The following is a 14,042-nucleotide window of genomic DNA, read 5'->3' as shown; positions in this document are numbered from 1 at the left end:
ATGGAAACCCGTGCCCATCATGTGATGATCGGCCTGTTCAGCGTACTGGTGGTGCTCGGCGCGCTGCTCTTCGGCCTGTGGCTGGCCAAGTCCAGCGTCGATACCGCGTTCAAGGACTACGAGGTGGTCTTCAACGAGGCGGTCAGCGGCCTGTCACGGGGCAGCCCGGTGCAGTACAGCGGAATCAAGGTCGGTGACGTGCTGCAGCTGAGCCTCGATCCGCAGGACCCGCGCCGGGTACTGGCGCGCATCCGCCTGGTCGGCGACACCCCGATCAAGGAAGACACCCGGGCCAAGCTGGCCCTGACCGGGATCACCGGCACCTCGCTGATCCAGCTCAGCGGCGGCACGCCGCAGAGCCCCGAGCTCAAGGGCAAGGACGGCAAGCTGCCGGAGATCATCGCCTCGCCCTCGCCGATTTCCCGCCTGCTCAGCGACAGCAGCGACCTGATGAGCGGCATCAACCTGTTGCTGCACAATGCCAACGAGCTGTTTTCCCCGCAAAATGTCGAGAACGTCAGCAAAACCCTGGACAACCTGCGGCAGACCACCGGCGCCATCGCCGGCCAGCGCGACGACATCCGCCAGGTCCTGCAGCAGATGACCCAGGTCGGCAAGCAGGTCAGCGGCACCCTGGAGCAGACTTCACAACTGATGCGCAACGCCAACAACCTGCTGGACAAGCAGGGGACCCAGGCCCTGGGCAGTGCCGAGCGGGCCATGCAGTCGCTGGAGCGCAGCAGCGCGACGCTCGACAAGCTGCTAGCCACCAACCAGGACTCGGTCAACAGCGGCCTGCAGGGGCTCAACGAGCTGGCCCCGGCGATCCGCGAACTGCGTGAGACCCTGAGCAGCCTGAAGACCGTTTCGCAGCGCCTGAACGCCAACCCCAGCGGCTACCTGCTGGGCCGTGACAAGAACAAGGAATTCACCCCATGAGGCTTGCCCATCGCGCCCTGAGTTACCTGACCCTGATCGCCGGACTGGTCCTGGGTAGCGCCTGCTCGATCCTGCCCGAAGCCGAGCCGGTGGATGTCTACCGACTGCCGACCGCGCAGAGCAGCGCGGCGGCATCAGCGGTCCAGCCAGTCGGCTGGTCGCTGCGGATCGCCAAGCCGATCGCCGGTGAGGCCCTGAACAGTCCGGACATCGCCGTCATCCCCCAGGGCGACCTGATCAGCCACTACAAGGCCTCGCGCTGGAGCGACCCGGCGCCGGTGCTGCTGCGCAACCGACTGCTCGATGCATTCCAGCGTGATGGCCGGGTACGCCTGCTGAGTACCGATGACAGCAACCTGCGTGCGGACTTCGAGCTGGGTGGCGAGTTGCAGGCGTTCCAGACCGAATATCACGGGCAGGACGCCGAGGTGGTGATCCGCCTGGATGCGCGGCTGGTGCGCGACAGCGACCAGCGGATTCTCGCCAGCCGCCGCTTCGAAGTGCGTCAGCCGCTGGGCGACAAGCAGGTGCCGGGCGTGGTGGCCAGCTTTGGCCAGGCCGGGGACAGGCTGACCACGCAGGTGATCGGCTGGGCGGTGCAGCAGGGCCAGATTTCAGCTAAACGCTGAAGACTCCTGTGGCGAGCGGGCTTGCCCGCGCTGGGATGCGCGGCAGCCCTAAAGCCAGACACCTTGCTCGGTCAGATACACCGGGTTTTCTGATGTTGGGGCTGCTTTGCAGCCCAGCGCGGGCAAGCCCGCTCGCCACCAAAGCCAGCGTTGGCCTCAGCCAAAGAACCAGTAGCAAACCCCGATCGCCGCCACCACCCCGGCCAGCTCCGCCAGCAGGGCACAGCCCACCGCATGCCGGGCGCGCTGGATGTTCACCGCGCCGAAGTACACCGCCAGCACATAGAACGTGGTCTCGGTACTGCCCTGGATGGTCGCCGCCGCCAGCGCCGGGAAGCTGTCCACACCCTGGGTCTTCATGGTTTCGATCAGCATCGCCCGCGCGGCACTGCCGGAGAACGGCTTGACCATCGCCGTCGGCAGCGCGTCGACGAAACGCGTGTCCCAACCGGCCCACTGCACCAGATGGCGAATGCCGTCGAGACCGAAATCCAGCGCCCCGGACGCGCGCAGCACACCAATCGCGCAGAGCATCGCCACCAGGTACGGCAGCAGGTTCTTCGCCACGTCGAAACCTTCCTTGGCGCCCTCGACGAAGGCCTCGTAGACCTTCACCTTGCGCAAGGCGCCGATCACCAGGAACAGCATGATCAAGCCGAACAGCGTCAGGTTGCCGAGGATCGACGACAGGCTCGCCAGCGCGGTGGCCGAGAGGCCGGCCAGCACCGCCATGAAACCGCCGAGGATCAGCGCGCCCGGCACCAGGTAGGCCAGCACCACCGGATCCCACAGCCGCAGGCGCTGCATCACCGCCACCGACAGCAGGCCGACCAGGGTCGAGGCGCTGGTCGCCAGCAGGATCGGCAGGAACACCAGGGTCGGGTCCGGAGCGCCCTGCTGGGCGCGATACATGAAGATGGTCACCGGCAACAGGGTCAGTGACGAGGCGTTGAGCACCAGGAACAGGATCTGCGCATTGCTCGCCACGGTCTGGCTCGGGTTGAGCTCCTGCAGCGCGCGCATGGCCTTCAGGCCAATGGGCGTGGCGGCGTTGTCCAGGCCCAGGCCGTTGGCGGCGAAGTTGAGGGTGATCAGGCCGATGGCCGGGTGACCGCGTGGCACTTCCGGCATCAGTCGGCTGAACAGCGGACCGAGGGCCTTGGCCAGCCAGTCGACGATCCCGGCCTTTTCGGCGATGCGCAGAAAGCCGAGCCAGAGCGTCAGGGTACCGAACAGCAGGACCATGACCTCCACCGACAGCTTGGCCATGGCGAAGATGCTTTCGACCATGCTGGCGAAGATCGCGTGATTGCCACCCACCAGCCATTGCGCCAGCGCCGAAACGGTCGCCACCACGAAAAAGCCAAGCCACAGGCCATTGAGCATCGGGAAAACTCCTGGAAGATGCGGCGAATGATAACGGTCGGGCCAGAAACAACAAACCCCGGAGAGTCCGGGGTCTGTCATCCGATCAGAGATGATTCGATCGTTCCCACACAGAGATTCGATCGTTCCCACGCTCTGCGTGGGAATGCAGCCCTCGACGCTCCGCGTCGCCAGGCTGAAGCGGAACGCGGAGCGTCCGATGAGGTGTTCCCACGCAGAGCGTGGGAACAATCGGCGTCAATCAGGCCTTGCTGCGCCAGTGCGGCAGCGAGTTCCAGTAGCGCTCGCCCTTGGCATCGTCATACAGGCCTTCCCAGCGGGCGATGACCAGGGCGGCCAGGGCGTTGCCGATCACGTTCAGGGCGGTACGCGCCATGTCCATGATGCGGTCGACACCGGCGATGAAGGCCAGGCCCTCCAGCGGAATGCCGACACTGCCCAGAGTCGCCAGCAGCACCACGAAGGAAACACCCGGTACGCCGGCAATGCCCTTGGAGGTCACCATCAGGGTCACCACCAGCAGCAATTGCTGGCTGATGGACATGTCGATGCCATAGAGCTGGGCGATGAAGATCGCCGCAATGCTCTGGTACAGCGTCGAACCGTCGAGGTTGAACGAGTAGCCGGTCGGCACCACGAAGCTGCAGATGGCCTTCGGCGCGCCATAGGCTTCCATCTTCTCGATGATCCGCGGCAACGCGGTTTCCGAGCTGGCGGTGGAATAGGCCAGGATCAGTTCGTCCTTGAAGATGCGCATCAGCCGGATCACCGAGAAACCGAACAGGCGCGCGATCAGGCCGAGCACGACAAAGGCGAACAGGAAGACGGCGACGTAGACCAGCACCACCAGCTTGGCCAGCGGCAACAGCGAAGCGAAGCCGAAGTTGGCCACGGTCACGGCGATCAGGGCGAACACACCGATCGGCGCATAGTTCATGATCATGTGGGTGACCTTGAACATGGTTTCCGAGACGCCCTGGAACATCTTCACCAGCGGGTCGCGCAGTTCGGCCTGCAGGCTCGACAGACCCAGACCGAAAATGACCGAGAAGAAGATGATCGGCAGCATCTCGCCACGGGCCATGGCGGCGATGATATTCGACGGGATCAGGTTGAGGATGGTCTCGATGAACGCATGCTCATGCTGCACCTCGGCGACGGTGGCCTTGTACTTGGAGATGTCCACGGTGCCCAGGGTGCTCATGTCGATGCCGGCGCCCGGGTGGAACACGTTGGCCAGCACCAGGCCGACGAGAATGGCGATGGTGGTGACGATCTCGAAGTAGATGATGGTCTTGAGACCGATGCGCCCCAACTGCTTCGCATCACCGACACCGGCGATGCCGACGATCAGCGAGGAAATGACGATCGGGATCACGATCATTTTGATCAGGCGGATGAAGATATCGCCTGCCGGTTGCAGCACGTTACTGATCCACCAGGCCTTTTCCGCACTGAAATGGTTGAGCAGCGCGCCGAGTGCAATCCCCAGTACCAGACCGATGAGGATCTGCCAGGCGAGGCTGAGCTTTGCCTTCTTCATCTTATTACCCTTACTTCAAGTGGACTCGGGCCAATGCGTCCTGCCAGCACGCCCAGGCATGCGGGAAGTCCCCATCTGCCCTCCATGGAAGGTCACCGCCGACAAGCCGGGAGCTCGCTGGCTGGCGAAAAAAGGCGCAACTATTGCGGCGCGGGGGAGGCACGTCTAATGCCGTAACCGTCTACCCCATGCCGAATCGGCATGAGTTTTGTTCGACAATAGGCCATTTCAAGGCTAGGCAAAGAGGTCATTTCTGCCGTCGTGATGGCCGTAATCCGGCCTTCATGGAGCGATTCATATCACTCGGGGAATGGGTAAACCCGACTGGAAATATTCGAAAAACCCTACAGATCGGGCCTTTGACCAGAACAATGAAAAAAGGTTTTCTGGATGTACGGTCACAGCGATATTGGATCCGATACGAATCCGCACTTCATGTCCAAACGACATAAGACGACAGCAGTGGCAAACCGCGGGGACCGCCCCACGGCTTGCCGACCGCCGCCTTCACCTGACCCGGCCCTTGCGCAGGCACTCCCTGTACCCGTAGGTCGCTCCGATCCTGCAACAATCAGAGCATCCCGGCCCCCTGGTCATGCATTCGCCGTCCTCGGGCGATGCAGGGGTAGAAGCCCTCGACGAGCTTCTGCTCTTTCAATGCGTCGAACTCAGTACCAGTTCGGATCCTTCTTCAATTGCTCCCTCAGCAGCCCCTGCATGCCTTCGTCGGGCTTGCCGAGGAAGCGGTAGTCGGCGTGGCGGGTCGGCGACTTGTCGGCGGGCAGGCCTGCGGGTACTTCCACCAGCATCGCGTAGGCGTGCTTCCTGTCGAAGCTGAAGGCGACGATCAGCCGCTTGGTGCGGCAACTGTCCGCAGTCTCGCAGAGCGGACCGACCAGATACTTGTCGCCATCCTCCTCGACCGCGGTCATCTGCTCGGAACTGCCCGACAGGTTCATCACCCACTCGGGCAGGCGTTCTTCCTTGCGCACCACGTCCTGCCAGGCTTCGCGGTACTCGGGCGCCGAACTCAACAGCTCGTTGACCCGCGCCTGGCCGTCGTTGGCCGCCAGCGCCCCGGCGCTGGCGGCCAGCAGTAAGGCGGCGGCCGCGATTTTCAGGGTTGGCTTGACCATGATCAGCCTCGACCGCGACGACCGAACAGGAACGAAGCGATGAACATCACCAGGAACACGACAAAGAGAATCTTGGCGATACCTGTGGCGGTGCCGGCGATACCACCGAAGCCCAGTACAGCGGCGACAATGGCAATGATCAGGAATGTGATTGCCCAACTCAGCATGATGACTCTCCTTACCTTGGTCCTGCGATGTATGGCTGCTGCCTTTTACTGCGGGTTACCACGCCGCACCCGGTGGCCGGCGCGTCCTGCCTAGAACACCCAACGATCCTGGCGTGGCAGGTCGTCCAGGGGTTCGGCTTGCTCCACCGCCGTCAGGCGATAGGCGACCGGGTCGCTCGACGCACTGCCGATGGCGCTGAAGTGGGTTTGCACGGGAGCCTGGAAGAACACTCGCTGATGCTCGACTGTCGGCTGGGTCCAGCGCATGAACGCCTGGCCGACAATCAGCGTGATGACCAGCGCGAGGAGAGCGAACAGCGCCTGCTGCACGTGGAGCGACGAAATACGCAATGGGACGGCAAGTTGGCGACTCATCCTGAAACTCCTCCGACACTGTCTTTATCTTTGTTTCTGGCTGGAATGGCACGACGCCGACCCAACCTCGTGTAAGAGGTACATTGCAGAGCGCATGCCAATTTTTTTGTCAGATAAAAACCAATAAAATCAGGTAGTTATAAACAAATACCGAAACACCGGAGTAGCATCCTGCACGATCCCCCGGGTTGGCGTCGTGCACAATGCACGACAGCCCCACGGGACAGCGCCTAAGATGCCGGAGAGCCCCGTGGCAAATCCGCCGGAATTTGCCGGAATGTCGGTTGTCGGAAGCTGAGACGATGAAAAATTCCTCAAATCAGCGGGTTAGCAAACAGCGCCGGGGATGGTTACCCTGCATGCGCAGGTAGCGATCAGAACAGACCATGCAAGCTGCCCGAATCGCCCGGGGTACACCGGCAACACACACATATATAAGGAGCGCGGGTGATGGAATCAGCCCCGGAACACCAAGGCCGTATTCTGCTGGTGGATGACGAGTCCGCCATCCTTCGCACCTTCCGCTATTGCCTGGAGGACGAGGGCTACAGCGTCGCCACGGCCAACAGCGCGGCCCAGGCCGATACCCTGCTGCAGCGCCAGGTGTTCGACCTGTGCTTCCTCGACCTGCGCCTGGGCGAGGACAACGGCCTCGACGTGCTGGCCCAGATGCGCATCCAGGCACCGTGGATGCGGGTGGTGATCGTCACCGCGCACTCGGCGGTGGATACCGCCGTCGACGCGATCCAGGCCGGCGCCGCGGACTACCTGGTCAAGCCCTGCAGCCCCGACCAACTGCGCCTGGCCACGGCCAAGCAGTTGGAGGTAAGGCAACTCTCGGCGCGCCTGGAAGCGCTCGAGGGCGAAGTGCGCAAGCCCAAGGACGGCCTCGACTCCCACAGCCCGGCGATGATGGTGGTGCTGGAAACCGCCCGCCAGGTCGCCGGCACCGACGCCAACATCCTGATACTTGGCGAGTCCGGCACCGGCAAGGGCGAGTTGGCCCGGGCCATCCACGGCTGGAGCAAGCGCGCGAAAAAATCCTGCGTCACCATCAACTGCCCGTCGCTGACCGCCGAGTTGATGGAAAGCGAACTGTTCGGCCACAGCCGCGGCGCCTTCACCGGTGCCAGCGAAAGCACGCTCGGGCGGGTCAACCAGGCCGACGGCGGCACGCTGTTCCTCGACGAGATCGGCGACTTCCCCCTGACCCTGCAACCCAAGCTGCTGCGCTTCATCCAGGACAAGGAATACGAGCGGGTCGGCGACCCGGTGACCCGTCGGGCCGATGTGCGCATCCTCGCCGCCACCAATCTCAACCTGGAAGACATGGCGCGCGAAGGGCGCTTTCGCGAGGACCTGCTCTATCGCCTCAATGTCATCACCCTGCATCTGCCGCCCCTGCGCGAGCGCAGCGAAGACATCCTGGCCCTGGCCGACCGCTTCCTCGCGCGTTTCGTCAAGGAATACGCCCGGCCGGCCCGCGGCTTCAGCGAGGAGGCCCGCGAGGCACTGGTCAACTACCGCTGGCCGGGCAATATCCGCGAGCTGCGCAACGTGATCGAGCGCGCCAGCATCATCTGCCCTCAGGAACGGGTGGAGGTCAGCCACCTGGGCATGGGCGAGCAACCGGTCAACAATGCCCCGCGCATCGGTGCGCCGATGAGCCTGGACGAGTTGGAGAAAGCCCATATCGGCGCGGTGCTGGCCACCAGCGACACCCTCGACCAGGCCGCCAAGACCCTGGGCATCGACGCCTCGACGCTGTACCGCAAACGCAAACAGTACAACCTGTGAGCCCACCCCATGAAGCTTGCGATGAAGCTGCGCACCCGTCTGTTCCTGAGCATTTCGGCACTGATGACCGTGGCCTTGCTGGGGCTGCTGCTGGGACTGTTCAGCGTGGTGCAAATGGCCAAGAGCCAGGAGTCACTGATCCGCGACAACTTCATCACCCTCGACCTGGGTCTCAAGATGCGCCAGAGCCTGGGCGACCAGTTGGCCATGATGCTCAGCGAACATCCCGACCAGGCCGCCTTGCAGGCTTCACGTGAGCAATATTGGCAGTTGCTCCAAGAAGGTATCCGGCACGAACAGAACAAACACCTGCGCGGCGGCTTCGCCCAGGCCCGGATCGACTACGAAAACTTCCTGCAGGCCTCCGACTCCCCCGATACGAAGACCAGCAACAGCGAACTCATCACCCGCTTCAACACCCTGCGCAACGGCCTTCTCAGCGCACACAAGGAGGCCCTGGACGATATCAGCAACGCGGAAAGCTCCGCCCGCGGCAGCGCCATGCTGATCGCCGGGCTGCTCGGACTGGTCGCCCTGGCGGTGCTGATCATCGGCTTCATCACTGCCCACGGTATCGCCCAGCGCATCGGCGCCCCTATCGAGGCGCTGGCCAAGGCGGCGGACCGGGTCGGCCAGGGCGACTTCGAGGTGACCCTGCCGATCTCCTCGGCCACCGAGATGAACCAGCTGACCCGGCGCTTCGGCCTCATGGCCGAGGCACTGCGCCAGCACCAGGCAACCAACATCGACGAACTGCTGGCCGGCCAGCAGCGGCTGCAATCGGTGCTCGACAGCATCGACGACGGACTGCTGATGATCGATCGCCAGGGTCACCTGGAACACCTCAACCCGGTAGCCCAGCGCCAGTTGGGCTGGGATGCCGAGCGCCTCGGCCAGGGCTTGGGCGAGGCCCTCGGCCGTCCGGAACTCGACGAGCAACTGAGCCTGATCCTGCGCGGCGGCAGCCTGGAACGGGCACCGGAAGACCTCGAGGTCGAGGTCGACGGCGAATCCCGCCTGCTGACCTACAGCCTGACACCGGTCAGTCACCCCCAGGGCCACATCCTCGGTGCAGTGATGGTGCTGCACGACGTCACCGAACAGCGCGCCTTCGAACGGGTGCGCAGCGAATTCGTCCTGCGTGCCTCCCATGAGTTGCGCACGCCGGTGACCGGCATGCACATGGCGTTCGGGCTGCTGCAGGAGCGCGTGCATTTCGATGCCGAATCGCGCGAGGCGGACCTGCTCAGCACGGTCAACGAGGAGATGCAGCGGCTGATGCAACTGATCAACGACCTGCTGAACTTCTCGCGCTACCAGAACGGCCTGCAGAAGCTCACGCTGGCTCCCTGCGACATCGGCCAACTGCTGGACAAGGCCCGCGAACGCTTCACCGCAGAGGCCCGGGAGCAGGGCATCGACCTGCTGACCGAGATCCAGCCACCCTTGCCCCGCCTGCATGCGGACCAGGCGCAACTGGAGCGAGTGCTCGACAACCTGATCGGCAATGCCCTGCGCCATACCGCCAGTGCCGGGCAGATCCGCCTGCAGGCGCGACGCCATGGCGAACGGGTGATCATCAGTGTCGAAGACAACGGTGAAGGTATCGCCTACGGCCAGCAGGGGCGGATCTTCGAACCCTTCGTCCAGGTCGGGCGCAAGAAGGGAGGAGCGGGCCTGGGCCTGGCGCTGTGCAAGGAAATCGTCCAGTTGCATGGCGGACGCATGGGCGTCTATTCGCGGCCGGGGCAGGGCACCCAGTTCTACATGGCGCTGCCCGTCTAGTGTCCTGTACGGTTGATTCGAATACTTGAATTCGAGTCCAAGGGTTTGCCAGGCAAGACGACATGACGAGTCGTGGCAGGGCTACAGCGAGGAATGGCAACGCCACCTGGCGAAGACCGGGGCCGCAGTTGGGTAAGCGAACTGGCCACCCTGGACACCGGGACCTGCGCCGTTCAGGCCTCGTCATCCAGCCGGCGGCTCGCCAGGCGCCGGCCACGGCTGATCATCTCGATGAACTGCACCGCGGTCAGTGCCTGGGCGAACAGCCAGCCCTGACCGTAGCTGACGCCTTCGCTGCTGAGCAGCATGGCCTGGGATTCGTACTCGATACCCTCGGCAATCACCCGCAATTGCAGGGCATGGGCCATGCGGATGATATGCGGCGCCACGCCACTGCTGGCCGCGTCATGGCCGAGGGCATCGATGAACGCCTTGTCGATCTTCAGGCAATCCACCGGCAGGGTCTGCAGGTAGGCGAGGCTGCAATAGCCGGTGCCGAAATCGTCGATCAGCACCTGGTGCCCGAGATTGCGCAGGGCCTGGAGGTTGTCCCGGGCCACCACCACGTCGATCAGGCCACGCTCGGTGACTTCGAAGGCGATCTGCCGCGGCGCCACCCGGTACGCCCGCAGCAGCCGGCCGATGACTTCGCCGACGCGCGGCACCATCACATCGCAGGCCGCCAGGTTGACCGAGATATACAACTGGGGATTGGCCCGCAGCGTCTGCCCGAGCTGTTCCAGCAGGCGTTGCAGGACGAAATCGGTGATCTGGCGGATCTGCCCGGTATCTTCCGCCAGGGGAATGAACAGGTCGGGGCTGGTCAGCGTGCCGTCCGGACGCCGCCACCGCACCAGCGCCTCGGCACCGACGCAATGCCGGCTGCCGAGATCGAAGATCGGCTGGTAGAGCACCTGCATCTCCCCGCGGCGCAGCGCACCCTGCAACTCGCCGTTGAGCGACTGACGCTGCCGGGCCAGTTGCAGGATCAAACCGCCGATGCAGGCGGCGATCATCAGGCTGGCGGGCAGCAGCCACCACCAGAGCGGACTGAAGCGCAGTTGCATCGCACTGCGCGGCGCGACCATCACCAACTGGTACTCGGGGGTGCTGGTGGGCATACGATAGATCAGCTCGCGGTCGGTGGTCAGCAACGGATCGCGACCCCGGGCGGTCCAGCCCTGCGGCGGCCAGCTCTGCAAGGGTCCGAGAACCGGGATCGCCCGCCGGCCATGATTGACGACCACCAGCAGGCTCGCCCCGGGCGGCAGCTCGACGACATCGCTCAGGTGGCCGCGGGAGGTCGAGACCCGAAAATTGCCACGTCCGAGCATCAGTGCCGCCAGGTTATCGTTGGGCTCGGTCGACGTGTTGAGCCAGTAGCTGTAGGTCGGACCACGGATGTCCGGCTCACGATAGGAGACCTGCGAGTCCTGGCGCCGCCAGTTGGAACAGGACTCGCTGGCGTCGACGTAGAAGGCTTCGTAGATGAAGCGGTAGCTGAAACTCAATTGCTGCAGGGTTTCGATCATTCGCCCGTCACAGCCCCTCAGCGGCTGGGCCTCGAGCACATCGAGACCCTCGCGCAACTGGCCGAACAGTTGCTCCAGGCGCTCCAGGAAACGCCGGCCCTGGGCATTCATCTGCTCGCTTTCCTGCTGTCGGACCTGGCGCACGACCACGCCCAGGCTGCCACTCAGCAACAGGACGGCACTGAACAGCGCAGCCAGCAATGCCTGCGACCAGGGACGATGAAACCAGGCGCGCAACGTCTCTCGGGGGGCCGGCATCATGGAATATCCGAAGGATTACCAATGAGTTATAGCAACTGATTGGCAGAATCGCCCGGACCGTCCGGCGGTGACGTTATTTTGACCGATTGAGCACCTGCAGGATCGCCGCGCTTTGCGCATCGGCCACGCCATCGAAGCGCGCCGGGCGGAAATGCATCTGGAACGCCGCCAGAGCGTAGCGTGTGCCCTGGTCCCAGTCTCCGGTCTGCGGCGTGGTGGTATAGCCCAGGTAGCGCAACTGCTGCTGGAACCAGCTGGCACTCGGCAACTGGTACGCATACACCTGCTGCTGGCGTGCCACCGCCTGCTCATCGGGCCAGACACCCAGGCCCTCGGCGGCCAGGCGTTTCCAGGGAAACAGCGGGCCCGGGTCCTGCTTGCGCATCGGCGCGATATCGCTGTGGCCGATCACATGGCGTGGCTCGATATTATTGCGCTTGACGATGTCCTTGAGCAGGATGATCAACGCCTGGATCTGAGCCTCGCTGTAGGGGTACCAGACGCGGCCCGTGGGCGTATCGCGGAACCCCGGGTTGACGATCTCGATGCCGATGGAACTGGAGTTAAGCCAGGTACGCCCCTGCCACTCGCTTTCGCCGGCGTGCCAGGCCCGCCGGCTTTCATCGACCAGCTTGTAGATCGTGGCCGGGTTGTTGTCGCCGATCAGGTAGTGGCTGCTGACCTGGCCATGGGTCAGCAGGCGCAGCGAGTTTTCCATGTTCGCCGAGGTGTAGTGGACGATGACGAACTGTGCGCGGCTGTCGTGGTTGACCGAAGGGTGGCTGGTGTCGATGCGCGGGCCGCTGGTGCAGCCCGCGAGCAACAGGCCCGCGATGAGGAGAGGAAGCAGTTTCATATGCAACGAAAACCAGGGCAGTAACGCTCTAGCATAACGTACCCCGGCCCCCGACACCGACCAAAGCAAGATTCCGTGACAAAACGACAGCTGCGGTTCAGCCCAGCTCCACCCGGTTACGCCCGCCGTTTTTCGCCCGATACAACGCCTCGTCGGCTCTTTTGAGCACATGATCGCTACGTTCGCCGGCCTTGAACGCCGAGACCCCGAGGGAAACGGTGATGGTCACCCGTTCGCCCTTGAAGTGGAACGGGCAGGCCTCGATGGCCGCGCGCAGGTTCTCGGCCAGCTTGAGACCGGTCGCCACCGGCGTCGCCGGCATCAGCAGGACGAACTCCTCACCGCCGAAACGGGCGATGAAGTCGCTGCCGCGCAATTGCTTGCGCAGCACGGTGGCAATGATCTTCAGCACCTTGTCGCCAGCCAGGTGACCGTAGCTGTCGTTGATGCGCTTGAAGTGGTCGAGGTCGAGAATGGCGATCAGCAGGGTGTTGCCATGCTGCTGCCACTGCGCGACCTCATGATCCAGGCGCTCGCCCCAGGCGGCGCGGTTCGGCAGGCCGGTGAGCGGGTCGATCAGGGCCTTCTGCCGTTGCTCCTCGAGGTGATCGCGATAGCCCTGGGCTTCCTGCTCCATGTGCGCCACCCGCTCGGACAGGCTCTGCAGGCGCGCGGCGACTTCCTGCTCGCGGATATCGCGTTCCTGCTGGTGCTTGTCCATGGTACCCAGCAGGTCTTCGAGACGGTTTTCCAGGACATGCTTGAGGCTGTCGAGGTCGGCTGCGGCCTGGACGCTGCTCTGCAGGCCGTCGACGTGCTCGCGCAACTGGCTGTGCAGGTCGTTGGCCGCCGAACGGCCTTCGGCATGACCTTCACTGGCCGCCCGCAAATTGCTCTGGAAGGATTCCAGGCGCTCGTTGAGCTGCTTGAGGTAAACCTCGAACTCATGCTGCCCACTGTCGTTGATCGCCAGCATCAGTACGGCCAGATCGTCGAGGATCGGCAGCAGTTCGTACCAGTTCAATCCATGTTCGAGGCGATGGCGCATGCCTTCGGCGTGCGGCCGGTGGCGTTCGGGCAACGACAGCTCGTCCAGCAGGCCGAGCAGCGTCGACTCGATGTGCTCGGCCACCGAACTGTAGGACGGCTCCGGCGACTCCGGCAGGGCATAGAGCACATCCTGATCGTTATCCTCGGGGTGCACCGCCGCCAGCGCTTCCGCCATCACCGGCGGCAGCGGCAGGCTGTCGAGGAAGGCCAGCGCCGGAGCCGGAGCGGGAGTGACCACTTCGGGCTGATCGGCGAGCCCGGGCTCAGACTTCGGCCCGGCCGCGGCCTCTGCCTGCGGTGCCGTTTCGGGCGCAGGTGCGGCGGCCAGCGGGAGGACCTCAGACGGGGACTCGGAGAGCACCGGCTCGGGCGCAGGCGTGACCGCTGGCGGGGTGTAGGCAACGGCCTCGACGGGAGCGACCGGCGGGGTCGACTCGGCGGCGGGGGCCGTCACCCGCGCAGGGGGGGCAGGCGCTTCGACCGCCGGCACAACCGCCTCGACGGCAGCGACGGGCTGGGTTGCGGCAACTGACGCGGCAACAGGCGCCACGGCGCCCGCCGCTGGCGCCACAGGCTCCCCCCCCTC

12 protein-coding genes are annotated in these 14,042 nt (G+C 64.3%); 4 read left to right on the top strand and 8 right to left on the bottom strand.

Features of this window, described 5'->3' with window-relative positions; all coding sequences use genetic code 11:
• Together K675_RS0106330 and K675_RS0106325 are read left to right on the top strand one after the other, a co-directional pair.
• Positions 1-939: an MlaD family protein gene (locus K675_RS0106330; protein WP_017902669.1), complete on the top strand. Its 939-nt coding sequence runs from the start codon at positions 1-3 to the stop codon at positions 937-939.
• Positions 936-1,568, top strand: a complete 633-nt coding sequence (locus tag K675_RS0106325) for an ABC-type transport auxiliary lipoprotein family protein (protein ID WP_017902668.1) — start codon at positions 936-938, stop codon at positions 1,566-1,568. Before K675_RS0106330 ends, K675_RS0106325 begins: the two co-directional genes overlap by 4 nt.
• A 156-nt stretch (positions 1,569-1,724) precedes the next feature.
• Here the strand turns inward: K675_RS0106325 and K675_RS0106320 are convergent, their stop codons facing one another.
• The 5 genes from K675_RS0106320 to K675_RS0106300 form a co-directional block, all read right to left on the bottom strand.
• Positions 1,725-2,954, bottom strand: coding sequence for a nucleoside recognition domain-containing protein (locus K675_RS0106320; RefSeq protein WP_017902667.1), 1,230 nt, complete (start codon positions 2,952-2,954; stop codon positions 1,725-1,727).
• Positions 2,955-3,195: 241 nt separating this feature from the next.
• The gene (gene gltP / locus K675_RS0106315; RefSeq protein ID WP_017902666.1) at positions 3,196-4,497 is read right to left on the bottom strand and encodes a glutamate/aspartate:proton symporter GltP; all 1,302 of its coding nucleotides are present in this window, start codon (positions 4,495-4,497) and stop codon (positions 3,196-3,198) included.
• A gap of 668 nt (positions 4,498-5,165) precedes the next feature.
• Positions 5,166-5,633 (bottom strand): inhibitor of vertebrate lysozyme family protein, encoded by a 468-nt coding sequence (locus tag K675_RS0106310; RefSeq protein WP_017902665.1) that lies wholly within the window; start codon positions 5,631-5,633, stop codon positions 5,166-5,168.
• Between the two features lie 2 nt (positions 5,634-5,635).
• A complete protein-coding gene (locus K675_RS32105) occupies positions 5,636-5,800 on the bottom strand; it encodes a DUF1328 domain-containing protein (RefSeq protein ID WP_017902664.1) in 165 nt (54 codons plus the stop codon).
• Between the two features lie 90 nt (positions 5,801-5,890).
• Positions 5,891-6,175 (bottom strand): hypothetical protein, encoded by a 285-nt coding sequence (locus K675_RS0106300; protein WP_017902663.1) that lies wholly within the window; start codon positions 6,173-6,175, stop codon positions 5,891-5,893.
• A gap of 450 nt (positions 6,176-6,625) precedes the next feature.
• On the opposite strand from K675_RS0106300, the gene algB reads away from it, so the two are divergent.
• Both algB and K675_RS0106290 read left to right on the top strand, forming a co-directional pair.
• Entirely contained in the window at positions 6,626-7,972 is a 1,347-nt protein-coding gene (gene algB, locus K675_RS0106295; protein ID WP_017902662.1) for a sigma-54-dependent response regulator transcription factor AlgB, read from the top strand.
• 9 nt (positions 7,973-7,981) lie between these two features.
• On the top strand, positions 7,982-9,757 hold the full coding sequence (locus tag K675_RS0106290; protein ID WP_026144980.1) for an ATP-binding protein: 1,776 nt from the start codon (positions 7,982-7,984) through the stop codon (positions 9,755-9,757).
• A gap of 173 nt (positions 9,758-9,930) precedes the next feature.
• On the opposite strand, the gene K675_RS0106285 is transcribed toward K675_RS0106290, so the two are convergent.
• The 3 genes from K675_RS0106285 to K675_RS0106275 form a co-directional block, all read right to left on the bottom strand.
• On the bottom strand, positions 9,931-11,547 hold the full coding sequence (locus K675_RS0106285) for an EAL domain-containing protein (RefSeq protein WP_026144979.1): 1,617 nt from the start codon (positions 11,545-11,547) through the stop codon (positions 9,931-9,933).
• Positions 11,548-11,623: 76 nt separating this feature from the next.
• Positions 11,624-12,406, bottom strand: coding sequence for an N-acetylmuramoyl-L-alanine amidase (locus tag K675_RS0106280; RefSeq protein ID WP_017902659.1), 783 nt, complete (start codon positions 12,404-12,406; stop codon positions 11,624-11,626).
• A 97-nt stretch (positions 12,407-12,503) separates the two neighbouring features.
• Positions 12,504-14,042: GGDEF domain-containing protein (locus K675_RS0106275; protein WP_026144978.1), on the bottom strand; the 1,539-nt coding region annotated here is incomplete at its 5' end.

Source organism: Pseudomonas fuscovaginae SE-1 (assembly GCF_000364705.1).
GTDB lineage: Bacteria > Pseudomonadota > Gammaproteobacteria > Pseudomonadales > Pseudomonadaceae > Aquipseudomonas > Aquipseudomonas fuscovaginae_A.
The sequence above is the reverse complement of the archived record's forward strand: the minus strand, read 5'-3'. Positions and strand labels throughout refer to the sequence as shown.